This window comes from Pseudomonas sp. ERMR1:02, from assembly GCF_002277815.1.
In the GTDB taxonomy this organism is placed as follows: Bacteria; Pseudomonadota; Gammaproteobacteria; order Pseudomonadales; family Pseudomonadaceae; genus Aquipseudomonas.
Genome location: NZ_NKJI01000005.1, coordinates 253,893 through 272,148 on the forward strand (window position 1 = coordinate 253,893; position 18,256 = coordinate 272,148).

Here is an 18,256-nt window from a genome sequence, read left to right on the forward strand (position 1 = left end):
GCGGGCGAGCCTCGCTCCTACAGATTTACGCAGTACCTGTAGGAGCGAGGCTTGCCCGCGAATGGCATCACCTCAAACCTTGAATTTGCCAACCAACATCTGCAAATGCGTCCCCAATCGCGCCAGCTCAACGCTGGACGCCGCTGTCTCTTCACTGGCTGCCGAGGTCTGATCCGACACATCCCGCACATTCAGCACGCTACGGTTGATCTCTTCAGCCACAGCACTCTGCTGCTCGGCAGCGGCAGCGATCTGCTGGTTCATCGCCTGAATCGCCGACACCGTGCGTGTAATGCTTTCCAGTGAGCCCCCGGCGCGTCGCGTCAGTTCGACGCTGCTGTCGGTCAGGCTGCGGCTGTTGTCCATGATGGTCGCCACTTGCTGGGTGCCATTTTGCAGGCCGACGATCAACTCTTCGATTTCTTCGGTGGACTTCTGGGTGCGCTGGGCCAGGCTGCGGACTTCGTCGGCGACCACGGCGAAACCGCGTCCGGCTTCACCGGCACGTGCGGCTTCGATGGCGGCGTTGAGGGCCAGCAGGTTGGTTTGCTGGGCTACGGATTTGATCACGTCGAGCACGCTGCCGATCTTGTCGCTTTCGCGCTTGAGCTCGCCCATGGCTTCGGTGGAGTTGCCGACTTCCTTGGCCAGGCGCTCGATCTGGGCAATGGCTTCGCCGACCACCTTGTCACCTTCGCGAGCCTGCTGGTCAGCGGCGACGGCAGCTTCGGAGGCTTCCTCGGCGTTGCGCGCGACTTCCTGCACGGTGGCGGTCATTTCGTTCATGGCAGTGGCGACCTGATCGGTCTCGACCTTCTGGCTGTTGACCCCGGCGCTGGTCTGTTCGGTGACCGCCGACAGCTCTTCGGCGGCGCTGGCGATCTGCGTCACGCCATCACTGATACCGCCGATCAGTTCGCGCAGACCTTGGGTCATGCTCTGGATCGCGCGTTGCAACTGGCCCAATTCGTCCTGTCGCTTGGAGGCCAGGTTGTGGGTCAGGTCACCGGCGGCAATTCGTTCGGCGACTTTGAGGGTCTGGTTCAGCGGAATCACGATTTGCCGGGTAATGGCCCAGGCAGCGAACAGACCGAAGACCAGCGCCAGGACAGTGGCCAGCAACAGCATGTTCCTGGCGTGCGACACGTCGGTATCGCGCACGATGGTTTGCGAGAGGGTGAGCTTCTTGCTGACGTCGAGCAGGATTTCGCCCTGAGCGGCCATGCGTTTCAGCGCATCAGCGCTGGCGACCTGGGAATCACGAAACTGGCTGACCGCGGCGCGGTAGGCCTTGAGCGAGTCGCTCGCTTGCTGCAGGTTGGCGATGTGTTGTTCCGGCAGTTTCGACGACAGGCTTTCGAGGTATTTCAGCGCATTGTCGATGGCGTCCAGCGCTGGTTGCTCAGCTTCGGTTTTGCCGCTGTAGGTGTAGCCACGCACCTGGAAGCGCGCTTGCTGGATCAGTTTGCTCAGGTCGATCACGCTGTTGAACTGCACAACGCTGTCGCCTTGCAGCAGGGATTTTTCAACTTCGGCAACTTTGGCCACGGCATTGTCGGCAGTGGCGCCGAGTTTGCTGCGGGCGTCTTCGCGGTTGGCGCCGGCCTGGGTCATGGCGGCGAAGGCTTGCTTGTACTGACTGACAGCGGCCAGTTGCTGGTCGATCATGGCCACGTCGGCGGGCTGCTCGATCATCTGGCGAGCGGCTTGCAGGCCGCTGTCGAGCGTGCTTAGCAAGTCGTTGACGGCACCGGGACCTTGTTCGCCGCGACGCATTTCGTAGTCCAGGCGAGCGATGCGCAGGTCTTTGGTCAGTCCGTATATATCGGAAATGAACCCCAGTTTATCGCCGCGACTCGTAACGTCGCTTAGACCTTTCCAGCCTGTGAGGGTGATCAGTAATGTCAGCAGCAACACAAGACCGAAGCCGACGCCCAGTTTGCGATTGACGCTTACGTTCCCCAGCTTATTGGCCAGCCATTGGTACATGTTGCAACTCCCGGGAGTGTTATGGGAGCTGTATCGGCTAGCGGTGAATATTCTGTAGGAGCGAGGCTTGCCCGCGAACCAGTCGCCTCGGTCTGCCAGTTACACCGCGTTGTCGTTCTTCGCGGGCAAGCCACGCTCCTACAAGGGATCGTGTTTATAGCTAGAAGAGGCGTGCCAGCAATGCGGTGACGGCGGTTTCAACGCGAAGGATGCGCTCGCCCAGCTGAACCGGTTGCAGGCCGGACTTGCCGAGCAAATCGATTTCGTAAGGAATCCAGCCGCCTTCTGGGCCGATGGCCAGGGTCACCGGTTCACTCAGGGCGCGCGGACAGGGCGGGTAGTTGCCCGGATGACCAACCAGACCGAGGGTGCCTTCGGTGATCGCCGGCAGACGATCTTCAACAAACGGCTTGAAGCGCTTTTCGATGACAACTTCCGGCAGCACGCTATCCCGGGCTTGTTCAAGGCCGAGGATCAACTGCTCACGAATCGCTTCCGGCTCCAGGAATGGCGTTTGCCAAAAGCTCTTCTCGACGCGATAGCTGTTCACCAGCACGATTCTCGGCACACCCATGGCCGCTACGGTCTGGAACACCCTACGGAGCATTTTGGGCCGTGGCAGAGCCAATACCAGGGTCAACGGCAGCTTGGCCGGTGGCGGTTGGTCGAGTGAAACGCGCAATTCTGCTTCAGCGGCATCCAGGCGCAACACCTCGGCCGAGCCCATCAGACCGCCGAGACGCCCGACGCGCATGCTGTCACCGACTTCACAGCGATGGACTTCCTGCATGTGCGTCAACCGACGATCACGCAGGATCACCCGGTCGGCCGCAATAAAATCGGCCTCTTCGAGGAGCAGCAGGTTCACGGCTGGGTCGCTGGCGGTTGGTCGTTGTGATCGTCAGCGGGCTGGTCATCCGGATGTTCACCGCGTTTGCTGATCAGGCCACCAAACAGCACACCGATTTCAAACAGCAGCCACATCGGTACGGCCAGCAGCGTTTGCGAGAAGATGTCCGGCGGCGTCAGGATCATGCCGACCACGAAACAGCCGATGACCACGTACGGGCGGATCTTCTTCAGGTATTTGACGTCGACCACGCCGATCCATACCAGCAGCACTACGGCCACCGGGATTTCGAACGCCACGCCGAAGGCGAAGAACAGCGTCATGACGAAATCGAGGTAGCTGGTGATGTCGGTCATCATTTCCACGCCGGCCGGGGTGGCGGCGGCGAAGAATTTGAAGATCAGCGGGAACACCAGGTAGTAGGCGAATGCCATGCCGGTGTAGAACAGCAAGATGCTCGATACCAGCAACGGCACGGCGATGCGCTTTTCGTGCTTGTACAGACCGGGTGCGATAAAGCCCCAGATCTGGTGCAGGATCACCGGGATTGCCAGGAACAGCGAGACCATCATCGTCAACTTTAACGGCGTCAGGAACGGCGACGACACGTCGGTGGCGATCATCGTCGCGCCCGCTGGCAGGTAGGCCCGCAGCGGTGTCGAGACAAAGGTATAGATTTGCTGGGTGAAGGCGAACAACCCGGCGAAGATGATGAAGATCGCCGCTACACAGCGCAGCAGGCGGGTACGCAACTCGGTGAGGTGCGAAACCAGCGGCATGTGCTGGTCGTTTTCAGGAAGATCGCTCATGGGGCTCGCGGCGGCAAAGTGGTGTCGTGAGGCGCCGGCGTGATCGGCGCGGCGGCTGGAGCAACAGGTTCAACCGGAGTCTCGGCAACGACGGGCACTGGGTCCGCAGTCGCTGTGACAGGGGTGGATGCTGGTTCGACGGCAGTGGCCGGCGCATGAATCGTCGGCGTCGCCTCAGGCGTAACTGGCGTCGGTTCCTGCTGAGTCGGCGTGAAAATCTTCCGCGCCTCTTGCTCCAACGACAGAATGTGCTCGTTGTGCAGCTGCCGACGAATCTCGTCGGCACCGATTTCACGTTCAACTTCCTGTTTGATCGCGTTGAAGCTGCGCTTCAGGCGCCCGACCCACAGGCCGGCGGTGCGCGCAGCGCCCGGCAGGCGCTCGGGGCCCAGCACCAGCAGGGCGACGAGGCCGACGAGCAGCAGTTCAGAGAAGCTGATACCAAACATTAGTCAGTGCTCACACGTCTTTGCGGATCGGCTCTTCGACTTTTTGCGCCTGCACGTCGATGGTGTGCGGCTGGTTCACGGACTGTGTGGCTTGTGGCTGAACAGGCGGAACCGGTTGGGCCGGGGTCACGGTTGGATCGGCGGTTTTTTCGTCGTCGTTCATGGCTTTGCGGAAGCCCTTGATCGATTCGCCGACGTCGGTCCCGAGGTTTTTCAGTTTCTTGGTACCGAATACCAGCACGACAACAACCAGGATGACGATCCAGTGTTTCCAGTCAAAAATGCCCATGTTGCTGCTCCTCTCTAATAGTTGTTCAGGCGGACGGGCGCGAAGCTTTCTCAGCGTGTCCGGACAGACCGAAGCGACGGTCCAGTTCATCGAGTACAGCCTGTGGATGCTGCCCCAATTGGGCGAGCATGACCATGCTGTGGAACCACAAATCGGCGGTTTCGTAGATCACATCGCTGCAGTCGCCGCTGACGGCGGCATCCTTGGCGGCAATAATGGTTTCGACCGACTCTTCGCCGACTTTTTCCAGAATCTTGTTCAAGCCCTTGTGATACAGGCTAGCGACATACGAGCTGTCGGCGGCGGCGCCTTTGCGTTCTTCCAGTACCTGGGCCAGACGGGTCAAAGTGTCACTCATGTTTGTGTCCTGCGGAATAGATGGCATGCGGATCTTTCAGGACCGGATCGACGGTTTTCCAGTCGCCGTTCTCGAAGACGCGGTAGAAGCAGCTCTGGCGACCGGTATGGCAGGCGATGTCACCGATCTGCTCGACCATCAGAATGATGACATCGGCGTCGCAGTCCAGGCGCATCTCATGCAGGGTCTGCACATGACCGGACTCTTCACCCTTGCGCCACAGCTTGCCACGGGAACGGGACCAGTAGATCGCACGGTTCTCGGCAGCGGTCAGCTCCAGCGCTTCGCGGTTCATCCAGGCCATCATCAGGACGCGCCCGGTCTTGTGATCCTGGGCAATCGCCGGCACCAGGCCATCGGCATCCCACTTGATCTCGTCCAGCCAGTTTTTCATCTTTGACTCCGATGCGGCCCGCACTTCAATAGCCGTGACCTAAAGTACAAATCAGCGTTGAAACAGTGTGCCAGTCGTTCACACAACTGGCTATCTGCGAACGACCAGATACAAGCCGACGGCCATCATGATGCCCGCCGGCCAATAGGCCAACTGATTTAACGGCCCTCCGGCGGCGAGGATGGCGCCCCCGGCCAAATGGGCCGTGCCGAGCAGACGCAAGAACCAGTCGTCGCGGCGTCTGTGCCACGGTGGCGGCGGATCGTTGGCGTGAGGCTGGGACATGCGCTCAAGCAGGTCGCGGGTCATGTTGGCCAGATGCGGGATCTGCTCGATCTGGCTCTGTACGTTGCTGAACAAGGCCTTGGGGCTGACACGTTCGCGCATCCAGCGCTCGAGGAACGGTTGCGCGGTGTTCCACAGGTCAAGTTCCGGATACAGCTGGCGGCCCAGGCCCTCGATGTTCAACAGGGTTTTTTGCAGCAGCACGAGTTGCGGCTGCACTTCCATGTTGAAGCGGCGCGCGGTCTGGAACAGGCGCATCAGCACCTGACCAAAGGAAATATCTTTTAACGGTTTTTCGAAGATTGGCTCGCACACGGTACGGATCGCCGCTTCGAATTCGTTGAGTTTGGTTTCCGCCGGCACCCAGCCCGAATCGATGTGCAACTGCGCCACGCGTCGATAGTCACGCTTGAAGAAGGCGAACAGGTTGCGCGCCAGATAGTCCTGGTCTTCCGGGGTCAGGCTGCCGACGATGCCGCAGTCGATCGCAATGTACTGCGGGCTCCACGGGCTTACGGTGCTGACGAAGATGTTGCCGGGGTGCATATCGGCATGGAAGAAGCTGTCGCGGAACACCTGAGTGAAGAAGATTTCCACGCCACGCTCGGCGAGCATTTTCATGTCGGTGCGCTGATCGGCCAGGGTTGTCAGGTCGGTGACCTGAATCCCGTATATGCGCTCCATGACCAGCACTTTCGGCCGGCACCAGTCCCAGTAGACTTGCGGCACGTAGAGCAGCGGCGAACCCTCGAAGTTGCGCTTCAACTGGCTGGCGTTGGCCGCCTCGCGCAGCAGATCGAGTTCGTCGTAAATGGTTTTTTCGTAGTCGCTGACCACGTCCACCGGGTGCAACAGGCGCGCATCGGCGGAAACTCTTTCTGCCGCGCGGGCCAGGATGAACAGCCATGCCAGATCCTGGGCGATGATTGGCTTGAGGCCCGGGCGGATCACCTTCACGACCACTTCTTCACCGGTTTTCAGTTGCGCGGCGTGCACCTGCGCTACCGAGGCCGAGGCCAGCGGTTCAACGTCGAAACGGCTGAACACTTCGCTGATCTTTTTGCCGAGCTGCTCTTCGATCAGCTTGACCGAGACTTGCGAATCGAATGGTGGCACCCGATCCTGCAACTTCATCAACTCATCGGCGATGTCTTCGGGCAACAGGTCACGCCGGGTGGACAGAATCTGCCCGAACTTGATGAAGATCGGTCCAAGGTCTTGCAGAGCCAGGCGCAATCGCTCGCCACGGCTCAGGTCCAGGGTCTTGCGCGGGAACCAGCGCCACGGCAAGGCATAACGCAGCACCAGTAAAAACCAGGGCAGCGGCAGGGCGAATAGCAGGTCATCGAGGCGGTAGCGGATCACAACGCGCTGGATGCGCAACAGACGGCGGACGGCAAGCAGCTTCATGCGTTATCGCTTGGGTCGAGGGATCGGGAAAGGCGCTCGAAACGCGCCTCGAGACGTTCCAGATCGAGTTTGATCTGGTCCAGTTCACTGAATCGGGCTTCGGCTTCGCGCTGACCGACGAGGGTGCGTGATTCTTCGGCCAGGTAATCGGCGAGGTTCTGGTTGAGGCTGGCAAATCCTTGCTGATACCAGCGGGCGCGGCTGCGCAGGTGACCGCCAACCAGTTGCGTGGCGACGGGGCCGAGCACGCGTGCGAGTTCGTACTCCCAGTCCAGCTCAAGGTCCTGAAGGATCGCGGCCAGTTCCAGCAGCACACCGCTGTCGCCATCGAGCTCGACTTCAGGGGCATGCAGCACTGCGGTCTTGTCTTTGCTCATCGCCAGTTTCAACAGGCTGGAAGCCGGTGCGCGCAAGGTGCAGTCGGCACCGGTTTCCCACTGGGAGGCGAGCATCAGGCCTTCATCGCTGGGCAGGATAAATAATTGCAACGCCGGGCTACGGCAGTCGACAGCAATCACTTTGCCGCTCAAATGCGCGAGCCGCGGCAGCGCCGTGCTGTCGAGACGCAACACCCGGTTCAGACCGAGTTCAACGCTGGCGAGCAGGCCGGCGAGCAGCATCAGGGCTTGATGCCGCGGTGCAGGGCGACGATGCCCGCGGTCATGTTGTGATAGGTCACGCGGTCGAAACCGGCTTCGACCATCATCGACTTCAGGGTTTCCTGATTCGGGTGCATGCGGATCGATTCGGCCAGGTAGCGATAGCTTTCCGAGTCGTTGGTGATCAGCTTGCCCATCAACGGCATGAAAGCGAACGAGTAAGCGTCGTAGGCCTTGGACATCAGTGCGTTGGTCGGCTTGGAGAACTCCAGAACCAGCAAGCGGCCGCCGGGCTTGAGTACGCGCAGCATCGAACGCAACGCGTCCTCTTTATGGGTCACGTTACGCAGGCCGAAGGCGATGGTCACGCAGTCGAAATGGTTGTCCGGGAACGGCAGTTTTTCTGCATCGGCCTGGACGAATTCGACATTGCCGGCCACACCCAGGTCCAGCAGACGGTCACGACCGACCTTGAGCATGGATTCGTTGATGTCGGCCAGGACCACCTGGCCGGTCGGACCTACAAGATGCGAGAACTTGCGGGTCAGGTCGCCGGTGCCACCGGCGATGTCGAGCACGCGATTGCCGGTGCGTACGCCCGACAGTTCGATCGCGAAACGCTTCCACAGGCGGTGCATGCCGCCCGACAGAAGGTCGTTCATCAGGTCGTATTTGGCGGCTACCGAATGGAAAACTTCAGCGACTTTTTCCGCTTTCTGGCTTTCCGGAACGTTTTTGAAGCCGAAGTGAGTGGTGGGTTCGGCATCGCTGCCTTTGCGCTGATCAGTCATATCGCTGTCACCAAAAGAGAATGCGCGACATTCTAATCCCCATGGGATGCTTTGTCTTGGCAAGGCTGAAGGTAAGATGGATCACCTTCGGGACGTTTTGCCGCAGCAGTGGTCAAGATTCGCCGAACAAGTATTCATAAAACAGGAGTCATTCGATGGCCCGTATTAGTGTTGAGCGTGCCCACGGCCTGGGTAAGGAAGTAGCGCGCGAGAAGGCTGACAAGTTGGCGCAGAAACTCTGCGACCAATATGGCCTGGAGCCGCAATGGTCCGGCGACACCTTGAACCTCAAGCGTTCGGGTGTGAAAGGCGCGGTGCATGTCGCCGACGATTCGATCCGGGTCGAAGTGGAGTTGGGCCTGATGATGTCGGCCATGAGCGGCATGATCAAAGCGGAAATCGAAAAGGCGCTCGAAAAAGCCTTGGTGTAAGCCGATTCCTTCTGTGGAATGGGATCAAATGTGGGAGCGGGCTTGCTCGCGAATGCGGTCTGCCAGTTGACTGAGACGTTGACTGACACGACGCCTTCGCGAGCAAGCCCGCTCCCACATTTGGTTGTGGTGAATCCGAAGGTTTATGTCAGTTGTTAGGGTGCCGTTTCTAATTTTTCTCCCTACTTTGTGCCTGAGCCCGACACTTTCGCGGGCAGTTCCTCAAACCTTCTGCGCGTGAGGTGCACCATGGCCAAAGTTATTTTGAAGAAAAAAATCGACGCTTCGACTGCTGCTCTGAGTGACGTCAAATCCTATGCCCGCAAGATCTGGCTGGCAGGCCTGGGTGCCTACACCAAGGTTGGCCAAGAGGGCAGTGATTACTTTCAAGAGCTGATCAAGGCTGGTCAAGCTGTTGAAGATCAAGGAAAAAAAGCGGTTGCCGAGAAGCTTGAAGCGGCCAATGCCGAGATCGATGAAGCCAAGAGTGAAGTGACTACTTTCAAAGGCCGGGTCGAAGTTCAACTCGACAAGGTCGAGAAGGCATTCGACACCCGTGTCGCAAGTGCCTTGAATCGTATCGGTATTCCGTCTAAACATGACGTTGAGACACTCTCTGTCAAGCTCGATGAGCTGACGGCATTGCTCGAACGCGTCGCGCAAAAATCTTAAGGAGAACGGAATGGCTGTTAAAAAGAACACCGAAAAAGAGGGCAGCTCGTGGATCGGGAAAGTCGAAGACTACTCCCGAAAAATCTGGCTGGCTGGTCTAGGCGTGTACTCGAAGATCGACACTGACGGCAGCAAGCTCTTCGATACATTGGTTAAAGACGGCGAGAAAGCCGAGAAGCTCGCCAAGAGCGCTGTTGGCAATAAAGTCGACGACGTCAAAGACTCCGCATCGTCGGCCAAGTCGCGCATCAGCGGCGTGAAAGACCGCGCACTGGGCAAGTGGGATGAGCTGGAAGGGGCTTTCGACAAGCGCCTGAACAGCGCCATTTCGCGCCTGGGTGTACCGAGCCGCAATGAGGTCAAGGAACTGCACAGCAAGGTCGATACGCTGACCAAGCAAATCGAAAAACTGACCGGTGCCAAGGTTGCGCCAGTTGCAGCAAAATCCGCGGCAGCCAAACCGGCCGCCAAGACTGCAGCCAAGCCACTGGCCAAAGCTGCGGCTAAACCCGCCGCCAAACCAGCTGCCAAGACTGCCGCTGCAAAACCTGCTGCTGCCAAGCCTGCGGCCAAACCGGTCGCCGCCAAGCCGGCAGCGAAACCTGCAGCAGCCAAACCAGCAGCCGCGAAGAAGCCAGCAGTGAAAAAACCGGCAGCTCCAAAAGCCGCCGCACCAAAACCAGCAGTAGCTGCCGCCAAACCGGCAATTTCGGCCGCTCCGGTCAGCCCATCGAACTCCTCTGCTGCGCCGACCCCTGCTGTAACCCCGACTGCCGCGCCAGCCCCATCGACGCCAACCAGTCAGTCCTGATTCTTCGGGGCTCAAAAAAGCGCCCGGCCTGCCAAGGTCGGGCGTTTTTGTTTGTGCACGATTCAATGACCATTGCGGGTAAGGGGGTTATTCGTGCTCTTCGAGGTATTGCAGCGCCAGCCGCTCAGTCGCCACCTTGATCGGTGGCAACAGATGCGGCGCCACCAGCATCATGATCTGGTACACCACCAGTCGCACCTCACCTTCTCGATCGAGAATCCGCTGATAGTCCAGCGAGAACAGCAGAGTCATGGTGATCTGTTCCACCAGTTGCCCCAATGCCTGGGTTTCGCTGACCAATTGCCCCTGAGCCTTCAATTGCGCTAGCAACGATGCCAACGTGCGCTTCAGCCCGTTGAGCAGGTTGCGAATGCCCTTGGCCAGTTTCGGCAAACGTCCGGCCAGGTTGGACAGGTCCTGGAACAGAAAGCGGTAGTGAGCCAGGCGTTCGACGATCAAATGCAGGAATAGCCAGTACTCATCGGGGGCCAGTTCGACGTCGGAGGGTGGATCGAGCAAGGGCGCAAGCTCGGTCTGGAAGCGTTCGAATAGCCCGAGAATCAACGGCTCCTTGCCGTGGAAGTGGTAGTAGAGGTTGCCCGGGCTGATGCCCATCTCGTTGGCAACTTCCATGGTGGAGACATTCGGTTCGCCCTTCTGATTGAACAACTGCAGGGCACATTCGAGGATGCGGTCGCGGGTTTTCATCCAGTCTTCTTAATGTTCGGATCATGCCACGGCCGCCGACGGCCGTGGGTCGGTTGAACGTCAGCGCACGCGCACGTAAGTACCGGGCGCCGCCTCCATCGGTGGGTAGTTCTGGTTGCCGAGGGCCATGTCGGTTTCCTTTTGCGCGCCTGAACGTTCCTGAATCCAGCCCAGCCATTGCGTCCACCAGCTGCCGTCGACCTGTTTGGCGTCGTAGTACCAGGCGCGTGGGTCGCTGCTGAGTTTGGCGCCCTCGACGTAGTTGGCTTTCGGGTTGCTTGGCGGGTTGAGAATGCTCTGCACATGGCCACTGTTGGACAGCACGAAGCGGCGCTCCCCCCCAGCAGTAGCGTCGAGCGATACACCGCATCCCACGGCGTGATGTGATCATTGATGCCGGCGACGCTGAAGCTGTCGACGGTGACTTTCTGCAAATCGATCGGCGTGCCGCACACTTCAAGGCCGCCCGGGTGGTTCAGCGGGTTGTGCTTGAAGAAGTCCAGCAAGTCCCCATGCAGGGCTGCCGGCAGGCGTGTGTTGTCGTTGTTCCAGTAGAGAATATCGAACGCCGGTGGCTCCTTGCCCAGCAGGTAGTTGTTGACGAAGTAGCTCCAGATCAAGTCGTTGGGGCGCATCCAGGCGAAGATCTTGGCCATGTCCCGGCCATCCAGAACGCCTTTCTGATAGGAGCGGCGCTTGGCGGCTTCCAGGGTCTGTTCGTCGGCGAAGAGAGTCGCCGGCGAATCCAGTTGGCTGTCGAGCAGGCTGACCAGGTACGTCGCACTGGAGACCCGCCGTAGCTGCCGCTTGGCCTGCAAGTGACCCTGCAGCGCGGCAATGGTTAGTCCGCCGGCGCAGGCTCCCATCAGGTTGACCTCCCGCGCGCCGGTAATCGCCCGGCAGACATTCATGGCTTCTTCCACCGCTTCAACGTAGGTCGACAGACCCCATTCACGGTGGCGCACATCCGGGTTGCGCCAACTGATCATGAAGGTTTGCAGGCCATTCTTGAGGGCGTACTGGACGAAACTGTTATGGGGGCTCAAGTCGAAAATGTAGTACTTGTTGATCTGTGGCGGCACCACCAACAGCGGTTTGGAATATTGTTTTTCGCTCATCGGCTTGTACTGGATCAGCTCCAGCAGTTCATTGCGAAACACTACAGCGCCGGTGGTGGTCGCGACCGTCTTCCCGACCTCGAAAGCCTGCTTGGTGACTTGTCGGGGCAGGCCATCGTTGTGCAGAAAATCGTCCACCAGATGGCTGATCCCGCGCACCAGGCTGTTGCCGCCGGAGTTGAAGATTTCCTTGATCGCCAGCGGATTGAGCAGGCTGTTGGATGGCGACACGGCATCATTGAGCAAGGCGAACGCGAAATGTGCGCGTGCGCGATCGTCAGGGCTCATGTTGCTTTCGTCGATCCAACTTTTGACCTGCTTCTGCCAGCTCAGGTAGGCCTGCAGGCTGCGACGATAAAACGGGTTGAGGCTCCATGCCGGGTCGGCAAAACGACTGTCCTGCGGGTTGGTCGGGTGCAGGGTTTCACCCAGCAGCACTCGGCCCAGTTGGCCGCCCAGTTTCAGGGCGTGCCGGGCGCTGTGCACCGGGTTGCGCAAACCATGGGAGGCAACGCTGCGCAGCGTTGAAAACAGATCCCGACCGCGCAGGCCGGTGATCGCACTCTGTGCATTGATGAACGCGGCGGGAGAGGGCAATGAGCCCCTCGCTGGTTTGTCACGCATCAGTCAACACTCCTTCGTCTTCAGGCCAAAAACAAACACACCGAACCAGAACACCATAGACGCTGTTGCGGATTGTTGCGCGGCGCGGCGTTCTGCCGTCCACATTTCATAAAAAAACGGGCCGATTAACCGCCCAGTGGCGATGGGTGCGGGTGCATTACCGCACGCTGCCGCTCTTCCTCAAGGAACTTCATGATGATCGGCGCCACAGCTTCGGCCCGGGTAATCAGGAACAGGTGCCCGTCATCGATGATGTGCATTTGGGCGTTGGGAATCCGCCAGGCCAGCAAACGCATGTTGACCAGCGGGATCAACGGATCGTCGTCGCCAGCCAGTACCAGGGTCGGCTGGTGGATCTTGTGCAGCCAGTGAATGCTGGTCCAGCCGAGACCGGCGAACAACTGCCAGTAGTAACCAAGCTTACCCGCCGAACGCACCTTGGCCGCGTGGCTCGCGGCCAGCGTCGGGTCTCTACGGAACGCGCCGCCGTAGATCATCGGCGCAATGCGGATCACGTGCGAAGGCTGGATGTAGCGACGTGGGCTGGCCATCATCCACAGCACTTTCGGTTTGCCCGGCACCATCAACGCGCCTGCTGCCGTCGCCGCAAGCACAAGCTTCTTGCAGCGCTCCGGATAGTCAAAGGCGAACTGTTGGGCAAGGGCGCCACCCCAGGACACGCCGATTACATTGACCCGCCCGTAATCGAGGTAGTCGAGCATGCGTGCCGTGAGTTTCGCCAGGCTCGGAAACCGATACGGAAGAGTCGGCGTCGACGAGCCGCCGACACCGGGAACGTCGAACGCGATGACTTCCAGATCCGGGTCCAGCGCCGCGACAAACGGAAACACCAGCTCCAGGTTGGCGCCGATGCCGTTGAAAATCAGCAAAGGCGTCAAGTGAGGTTTGCCGGGGCGCACCGCCGTGCGGAGGGTCTGGCCATCCAGGTCGACGGTACGGAATATGAACGGTTGCGGCATGCTCTAGCCCTGTGGGTGAATCGTTGTTCCTGACACAAACTCCGTAGGAGCCGGCTTGCTGGCGATTGCATCTACGCGGTTTAACTGAATCATCGCGGCGCCTGCATCGCCAGCAAGCCGGCTCCTACGGGTATAGGGTCATCTAGCGCTCATGGACATAAGTACCCGGTGCTGCTTCACCTGCCGGATAAGCCTTATTGCCCAGCTTCGCCGGAGCCTTTTTCAGTTCACCGGAGCGCTCCGCCTGCCAGGCTTGCCAGTGCAGCCACCAGGAATCGGTGTGCTTGGTGGAGTTCTCTTGCCACTCCTCTGCACTGTCCTCCATTTCGGTGCTGGTCATGTAGCGGGATTTCGGATTGCCAGGCGGGTTCAGGATGCTCTGGATATGCCCGCTGCTCGACAGCACAAATTCAACCTTGCCGCCAAACAGCTGTGCCGACTTGTAGCAGGACTTCCACGGGGTGATGTGGTCGTTGGTGCCGGCCAGGGAAAAGATATCGGCCGTCACCTGCTTCAGGTCAATCGGCGTGCCGCACACTTCCAGTGCATCCGGGCGAATCAATGGGTTGTTTTTGAACAACTCGATGAGATCGCCATGGAACGCTGCCGGCAACCGAGTGGTGTCGTTGTTCCAGAACAGAATGTCGAAAACCGGCGGTTCGTTGCCCAGCAAGTAGTTGTTGACCCAGTAGTTCCAGATCAGGTCGTTGGGGCGCATCCAGGCAAAGACTTTCGCCATGTCACGACCTTCCAGCACGCCGGCCTGATATGAATGGCGTTTGGCAGCTTCGAGGGTTTGCTCGTTGACAAAGAGGGCGACGTCGCTGTCCAGCGTGGTGTCGAGTACGCTTACCAGCAGGGTGAGGGCGTTGACCTTCTTCTCGCCGATCGCGGCGTAGTGGCCCAGCAGCGCGGTGCAGGTGATGCCGCCGGAGCAGGCACCGAGCATGTTCACGTCTTTGCTGCCGGTGATGGCGGTGACCACGTCGACTGCTTCCTTGAGCGCTTCGATATAGGTCGACAGGCCCCACTCGCGCTGTTCCTTGGTCGGGTTGCGCCAGCTGACGATGAAGGTCTGCACGTTATTGCGCAGGCAGAAGCGCGCCAGGCTCTTGTCCGGGCTCAGGTCGAAAACGTAGAACTTGTTGATCTGCGGCGGCACCACCAGCAGCGGACGCTCATGGACCTGTTCGGTGGTCGGCTTGTACTGGAGCAGCTCCAGCACATCGTTGCGAAAAACCACCGCGCCTTCGGTTACGCCCAGGCTTTTGCCGACCTCGAACGCGCCCATGTTGACCTGGCTTGGCATGCCATTGTTGTGCACCAGATCCTTGGCCAGATGCGAAAGACCGTCGAGCAGGCTTTTGCCGCCGGTTTCAAAGAAACGCTTGACCGCCGCCGGGTTGGCCGCGCTGTTGGTTGGGGCCATGGCTTCGGTCATGAGGTTGATCACGAAGTGCCCGCGAGCGACGTCCTTGGCCGGGAGGTTGCTGTCGTCAATCCAGTCGTGGAGCTCCTTGCGCCACGCCAGGTAGGTTTGCAAATAACGTTTGTAGAGCGGGTTCTGGCTCCAGGCTGGATCGGCGAAACGACGGTCGTCGCTGGTCGGTTGCAGCTCGGATTTACCGAACAGCACGTTCTTGAGTTCAAGGCCGAAATGCGCGACATGCCTGGCGCTGTGTACTGGTTGTTTGATGGCCTGCCTGAGCACCATTCGAGCAGAAGACAGTAAATCCTTTCCACGCAGCCCAACGACAGGATTCAGTCCCAAGGTGTTTTCCGAGGCCTGATACTTCAAGTCATCGTTATTCTGTTTACTCATCTACGACGCTCCAATGTCCTGAGACGAGTACCTGGGGCCTGCTGTGTAGCAACACAGCAAATGCCAGGTACTACTGCTCGGGTGACCGTTAATTCTGCATCGCTGCTTTTAGTTCGCAGAGAGCACTGCAGGGAACTTGCCAGCTCCATTGGTTACCCGAGTTTAATTTTTTTCGCAAGCAGGCCAATCGCTGACCATTCGGCCAAGCATTCAAACAGATGGAATTAGAAAATGCCCTCTAAAGAACAAGAGGTGCATGCTAGAGCATCAGCTTGACGACAGATTCGTTCGGATCGCGGCTTTTACCAGCGGCTTTGAGCTCGGCCAGATAATCCTCCCAGAGTGCGTCATAACGTCGCCCCAGTTCGTAGAGGTATTCCCAAGTGAACAGGCCGCTGTCGTGGCCGTCGTCGAAGGTCAATTTCAGTGCGTACTGACCGGCCGGTTCTACCTTGGCCAGGCCTACGTTGATCTTGCCAAATTGCAGGATAGGTTTGCCGTGGCCCTGGACCTCGGCGGAAGGAGAGTGCACGCGCAGGAACTCGGCGGGCAGGGTGTATTCCTCGCCGGACGCGTACTTGAGCGACAGGGTTTTCGAGGCTTTGTGCAGTTTGATGTCGGTGGGGAGTTGGATCATGGCCAAAGTTCCGCTGGGGATGGAACCCTGTAGGAGCGAGCAGGCTCGCGATGGAATATCAGGCGACGCGGGCATTCAGACAGCCCGCGTCATCGTTGACCTCCATCGCGAGCTTGCTCGCTCCTACAGGTCTGGCTTACAGGATATAACGGGACAGGTCTTCGTTCTGCGCCAATTCGCCCAGGTGGCTGTTGACGTAGTCGGCGTCGATCAGGATCGCCTTGTCATCGTGGACGCTGGCCAGGTCGCCGGCGCTGAACGACACCTCTTCGAGCAGGCGCTCAAGCAGGGTGTGCAGACGACGAGCGCCGATGTTTTCGGTTTTTTCGTTGACCTGCCAGGCGATCTCCGCGATGCGTTTGATACCGTCCGGCTGGAACTCGATGGTCAGGCCTTCGGTTTTCAGCAATGCGCAATATTGCTCGGTGAGCGAAGCGTGCGGCTCGCTGAGAATGCGCTCGAAGTCTTGTGGGGACAGAGCCTTGAGTTCAACGCGAATCGGCAGGCGACCTTGCAACTCCGGCACCAGGTCGCTCGGTTTGCTCAGGTGGAAGGCACCGGAAGCAATGAACAGGATGTGGTCGGTCTTGACCATACCCAGTTTGGTGTTGACGGTGCAGCCTTCGATCAGCGGCAGCAAGTCGCGTTGCACGCCCTCGCGGGACACATCGGCACCGCCGACATTGCCGCGCTTGGCGACTTTGTCGATTTCGTCGATGAACACGATGCCGTGCTGTTCGACGGCTTCCAGCGCCTTGGCCTTCAGCTCTTCATCGTTGACCAGCCGGCCGGCTTCTTCATCACGCACCAGTTTCAGCGCTTCCTTGACCTTGAGCTTGCGGCTCTTGCGTTTGCCCTTGCCCATGTTGGCGAACAGGCTCTGCAACTGGTTGGTCATTTCTTCCATGCCCGGTGGCGCGGAGATATCAACGCCGGCCATTTCGGCGACTTCGATTTCGATTTCCTTGTCGTCCAACTGGCCTTCACGCAAGCGCTTACGGAACAGCTGACGGGTATTGGAATCGGACGTCGGGGCGTCGTCGTTGCTGAAACCCATGCGTGCCGGTGGCAGCAGCGCGTCGAGGATGCGCTCTTCAGCGGCGTCTTCGGCGCGATGGCGAACCTTGGTGATTTCCTGTTCGCGCAGCAGCTTGATCGCTGCATCGGCCAGGTCACGAATGATCGATTCGACGTCACGGCCGACGTAGCCGACTTCAGTGAACTTGGTAGCTTCGACCTTGATGAACGGTGCGTTGGCCAGCTTGGCCAGGCGACGGGCGATCTCGGTTTTACCGACACCGGTCGGGCCGATCATCAAGATGTTTTTCGGGGTCACTTCAACGCGCAGCTCTTCAGGCAGCTGCATCCGGCGCCAGCGATTGCGCAGGGCAATGGCGACGGCGCGCTTGGCATCGTCCTGGCCGATGATATGGCGATTGAGTTCGTGGACGATTTCACGGGGAGTCATGGACATAATATTTGACGGACCTTAAACAAGATTAGTCGTGGCGTGCGGCCGAAACAGACTTACTCGTCGCCTTTGGCGCAGTCCTGCTCCTCAATGGTCTGGGTGTGGTTGGTGAATACGCAGATGTCGCCGGCGATGCCGAGAGCGGTCTCGACGATTTCCCGGGCCGACAGGTCAGTTTTCTTCAGTAGCGCGCTGGCGGCAGCCTGGGCATAAGCGCCACCGGAGCCCATGGCGATCAGGCCGTTTTCAGGCTCGACCACATCGCCATTGCCCGTGATGATCAGCGAGGCGTCCTTGTTGGCGACTGCGAGCATGGCTTCGAGGCGGCTCAGGGTGCGGTCGGTGCGCCATTCTTTTGCGAGTTCGACGGCGGCGCGAACCAGGTGGCCCTGATGTTTCTCCAGTTGACCCTCGAAACGTTCGAAAAGGGTAAAGGCGTCAGCCGTGGCGCCGGCAAAACCGGCGAGGACTTCGCCGTGGTATAGGCGACGAACCTTCTTGGCGTTGCCTTTCATCACGGTATTGCCGAGAGAAACCTGGCCGTCGCCGCCCATGACGACTTTGCCGTGGCGGCGAACTGAAACGATGGTGGTCAAGGGAAGAGTCTCCACGCAGCGGGGCGAAAATGCCTTATGCCAACACATATGGGGGTGGTGGAGAGGATTTCAACTGTGGGGCGCGAGAGGGGACGAGTGGTGTTTGGCGGGGAATGAGGTGTTAACTGTTCTGACGCCTTCGCGGGCAAGCCTCGCTCCTGCA

The 18,256-nt window shown here is 59.3% G+C and carries 19 protein-coding genes and 2 pseudogenes; 3 read left to right on the forward strand and 18 right to left on the reverse strand.

Annotated features, from left to right (window positions below):
* Positions 1–72: 72 nt before the first annotated feature.
* The 11 genes and pseudogenes from CES87_RS34245 to ubiE all read right to left on the reverse strand — a co-directional run bounded on the left by CES87_RS34245 (position 73) and on the right by ubiE (position 8,223).
* Positions 73–936, reverse strand: coding sequence for a methyl-accepting chemotaxis protein (locus CES87_RS34245; protein WP_371858203.1), 864 nt, complete (start codon positions 934–936; stop codon positions 73–75).
* Positions 928–1,989, reverse strand: a pseudogene (locus CES87_RS34250) (methyl-accepting chemotaxis protein); the annotation flags it as partial. The pseudogene CES87_RS34250 and the gene CES87_RS34245, both read right to left, overlap by 9 nt.
* Positions 1,990–2,149: 160 nt before the next feature.
* Positions 2,150–2,857 carry a 16S rRNA (uracil(1498)-N(3))-methyltransferase gene (locus tag CES87_RS12010; RefSeq protein WP_128606274.1) on the reverse strand — a complete coding sequence of 236 codons (708 nt, stop codon included), beginning with the start codon at positions 2,855–2,857 and terminating at the stop codon, positions 2,150–2,152.
* Positions 2,854–3,648 (reverse strand): twin-arginine translocase subunit TatC, encoded by a 795-nt coding sequence (gene tatC, locus CES87_RS12015; protein WP_128606275.1) that lies wholly within the window; start codon positions 3,646–3,648, stop codon positions 2,854–2,856. Before tatC ends, CES87_RS12010 begins: the two co-directional genes overlap by 4 nt.
* On the reverse strand, positions 3,645–4,097 hold the full coding sequence (gene tatB / locus CES87_RS12020) for a Sec-independent protein translocase protein TatB (RefSeq protein ID WP_128606276.1): 453 nt from the start codon (positions 4,095–4,097) through the stop codon (positions 3,645–3,647). The genes tatC and tatB overlap by 4 nt, the downstream gene beginning before the upstream one ends.
* 10 nt (positions 4,098–4,107) lie before the next feature.
* Positions 4,108–4,386, reverse strand: a complete 279-nt coding sequence (locus tag CES87_RS12025; RefSeq protein WP_128606277.1) for a twin-arginine translocase TatA/TatE family subunit — start codon at positions 4,384–4,386, stop codon at positions 4,108–4,110.
* 25 nt (positions 4,387–4,411) lie between these two features.
* Positions 4,412–4,744, reverse strand: coding sequence for a phosphoribosyl-ATP diphosphatase (locus CES87_RS12030; RefSeq protein WP_046816939.1), 333 nt, complete (start codon positions 4,742–4,744; stop codon positions 4,412–4,414).
* Positions 4,737–5,138 carry a phosphoribosyl-AMP cyclohydrolase gene (gene hisI, locus CES87_RS12035; RefSeq protein WP_007909357.1) on the reverse strand — a complete coding sequence of 134 codons (402 nt, stop codon included), beginning with the start codon at positions 5,136–5,138 and terminating at the stop codon, positions 4,737–4,739. Before hisI ends, CES87_RS12030 begins: the two co-directional genes overlap by 8 nt.
* 90 nt (positions 5,139–5,228) lie before the next feature.
* Positions 5,229–6,833, reverse strand: a complete 1,605-nt coding sequence (ubiB, locus tag CES87_RS12040; RefSeq protein ID WP_128606278.1) for a ubiquinone biosynthesis regulatory protein kinase UbiB — start codon at positions 6,831–6,833, stop codon at positions 5,229–5,231.
* Positions 6,830–7,453 (reverse strand): SCP2 domain-containing protein, encoded by a 624-nt coding sequence (locus CES87_RS12045; RefSeq protein WP_128606279.1) that lies wholly within the window; start codon positions 7,451–7,453, stop codon positions 6,830–6,832. The genes ubiB and CES87_RS12045 overlap by 4 nt, the downstream gene beginning before the upstream one ends.
* Positions 7,453–8,223 carry a bifunctional demethylmenaquinone methyltransferase/2-methoxy-6-polyprenyl-1,4-benzoquinol methylase UbiE gene (gene ubiE / locus CES87_RS12050; protein ID WP_007989286.1) on the reverse strand — a complete coding sequence of 257 codons (771 nt, stop codon included), beginning with the start codon at positions 8,221–8,223 and terminating at the stop codon, positions 7,453–7,455. Before ubiE ends, CES87_RS12045 begins: the two co-directional genes overlap by 1 nt.
* 155 nt (positions 8,224–8,378) lie before the next feature.
* Here ubiE and CES87_RS12055 point away from each other — a divergent pair, with 155 nt between their 5' ends.
* From CES87_RS12055 to CES87_RS12070, 3 genes are all read left to right on the forward strand, one after another.
* Entirely contained in the window at positions 8,379–8,654 is a 276-nt protein-coding gene (locus CES87_RS12055) for a polyhydroxyalkanoic acid system family protein (RefSeq protein WP_128606280.1), read from the forward strand.
* Between the two features lie 249 nt (positions 8,655–8,903).
* Positions 8,904–9,326, forward strand: coding sequence for a phasin family protein (locus CES87_RS12065; RefSeq protein WP_128606281.1), 423 nt, complete (start codon positions 8,904–8,906; stop codon positions 9,324–9,326).
* A 10-nt stretch (positions 9,327–9,336) separates the two neighbouring features.
* Complete coding sequence (locus CES87_RS12070; protein ID WP_128606282.1) at positions 9,337–10,137, forward strand: phasin family protein; 801 nt, start codon at positions 9,337–9,339, stop codon at positions 10,135–10,137.
* An 87-nt stretch (positions 10,138–10,224) separates the two neighbouring features.
* On the opposite strand, the gene CES87_RS12075 is transcribed toward CES87_RS12070, so the two are convergent.
* The 7 genes and pseudogenes from CES87_RS12075 to hslV all read right to left on the reverse strand — a co-directional run bounded on the left by CES87_RS12075 (position 10,225) and on the right by hslV (position 18,093).
* The gene (locus tag CES87_RS12075; RefSeq protein ID WP_128606283.1) at positions 10,225–10,845 is read right to left on the reverse strand and encodes a TetR/AcrR family transcriptional regulator; all 621 of its coding nucleotides are present in this window, start codon (positions 10,843–10,845) and stop codon (positions 10,225–10,227) included.
* Positions 10,846–10,905: 60 nt separating this feature from the next.
* Positions 10,906–12,587, reverse strand: a pseudogene (gene phaC, locus CES87_RS12080) (class II poly(R)-hydroxyalkanoic acid synthase).
* A gap of 125 nt (positions 12,588–12,712) precedes the next feature.
* On the reverse strand, positions 12,713–13,567 hold the full coding sequence (gene phaZ / locus CES87_RS12085) for a poly(3-hydroxyalkanoate) depolymerase (protein ID WP_128606284.1): 855 nt from the start codon (positions 13,565–13,567) through the stop codon (positions 12,713–12,715).
* Between the two features lie 142 nt (positions 13,568–13,709).
* Positions 13,710–15,389 carry a class II poly(R)-hydroxyalkanoic acid synthase gene (gene phaC / locus CES87_RS12090; protein ID WP_128606285.1) on the reverse strand — a complete coding sequence of 560 codons (1,680 nt, stop codon included), beginning with the start codon at positions 15,387–15,389 and terminating at the stop codon, positions 13,710–13,712.
* 259 nt (positions 15,390–15,648) lie between these two features.
* The gene (locus CES87_RS12095; protein WP_128606286.1) at positions 15,649–16,026 is read right to left on the reverse strand and encodes a gamma-butyrobetaine hydroxylase-like domain-containing protein; all 378 of its coding nucleotides are present in this window, start codon (positions 16,024–16,026) and stop codon (positions 15,649–15,651) included.
* A gap of 136 nt (positions 16,027–16,162) precedes the next feature.
* Complete coding sequence (hslU, locus tag CES87_RS12100) at positions 16,163–17,500, reverse strand: ATP-dependent protease ATPase subunit HslU (RefSeq protein WP_128606287.1); 1,338 nt, start codon at positions 17,498–17,500, stop codon at positions 16,163–16,165.
* Between the two features lie 53 nt (positions 17,501–17,553).
* Positions 17,554–18,093 (reverse strand): ATP-dependent protease subunit HslV, encoded by a 540-nt coding sequence (gene hslV, locus CES87_RS12105; protein WP_128606288.1) that lies wholly within the window; start codon positions 18,091–18,093, stop codon positions 17,554–17,556.
* Between the last annotated feature and the right edge of the window lie 163 nt (positions 18,094–18,256).

Excerpts from the sequence above, each read along its gene's own strand:
- CES87_RS34245 (WP_371858203.1), bottom strand. The coding sequence starts at position 936 with ATGACCCAAGGTCTGCGCGAACTGATCGGCGGTATCAGTGATGGCGTG.
- tatC (WP_128606275.1), bottom strand. The coding sequence starts at position 3,648 with ATGAGCGATCTTCCTGAAAACGACCAGCACATGCCGCTGGTTTCGCAC.
- tatB (WP_128606276.1), bottom strand. The coding sequence starts at position 4,097 with ATGTTTGGTATCAGCTTCTCTGAACTGCTGCTCGTCGGCCTCGTCGCC.
- CES87_RS12025 (WP_128606277.1), bottom strand. The coding sequence starts at position 4,386 with ATGGGCATTTTTGACTGGAAACACTGGATCGTCATCCTGGTTGTTGTC.
- CES87_RS12030 (WP_046816939.1), bottom strand. The coding sequence starts at position 4,744 with ATGAGTGACACTTTGACCCGTCTGGCCCAGGTACTGGAAGAACGCAAA.
- hisI (WP_007909357.1), bottom strand. The coding sequence starts at position 5,138 with ATGAAAAACTGGCTGGACGAGATCAAGTGGGATGCCGATGGCCTGGTG.
- ubiB (WP_128606278.1), bottom strand. The coding sequence starts at position 6,833 with ATGAAGCTGCTTGCCGTCCGCCGTCTGTTGCGCATCCAGCGCGTTGTG.
- CES87_RS12045 (WP_128606279.1), bottom strand. The coding sequence starts at position 7,453 with ATGCTGCTCGCCGGCCTGCTCGCCAGCGTTGAACTCGGTCTGAACCGG.
- ubiE (WP_007989286.1), bottom strand. The coding sequence starts at position 8,223 with ATGACTGATCAGCGCAAAGGCAGCGATGCCGAACCCACCACTCACTTC.
- CES87_RS12055 (WP_128606280.1), top strand. The coding sequence starts at position 8,379 with ATGGCCCGTATTAGTGTTGAGCGTGCCCACGGCCTGGGTAAGGAAGTA.
- CES87_RS12065 (WP_128606281.1), top strand. The coding sequence starts at position 8,904 with ATGGCCAAAGTTATTTTGAAGAAAAAAATCGACGCTTCGACTGCTGCT.
- CES87_RS12070 (WP_128606282.1), top strand. The coding sequence starts at position 9,337 with ATGGCTGTTAAAAAGAACACCGAAAAAGAGGGCAGCTCGTGGATCGGG.
- CES87_RS12075 (WP_128606283.1), bottom strand. The coding sequence starts at position 10,845 with ATGAAAACCCGCGACCGCATCCTCGAATGTGCCCTGCAGTTGTTCAAT.
- phaZ (WP_128606284.1), bottom strand. The coding sequence starts at position 13,567 with ATGCCGCAACCGTTCATATTCCGTACCGTCGACCTGGATGGCCAGACC.
- phaC (WP_128606285.1), bottom strand. The coding sequence starts at position 15,389 with ATGAGTAAACAGAATAACGATGACTTGAAGTATCAGGCCTCGGAAAAC.
- CES87_RS12095 (WP_128606286.1), bottom strand. The coding sequence starts at position 16,026 with ATGATCCAACTCCCCACCGACATCAAACTGCACAAAGCCTCGAAAACC.
- hslU (WP_128606287.1), bottom strand. The coding sequence starts at position 17,500 with ATGTCCATGACTCCCCGTGAAATCGTCCACGAACTCAATCGCCATATC.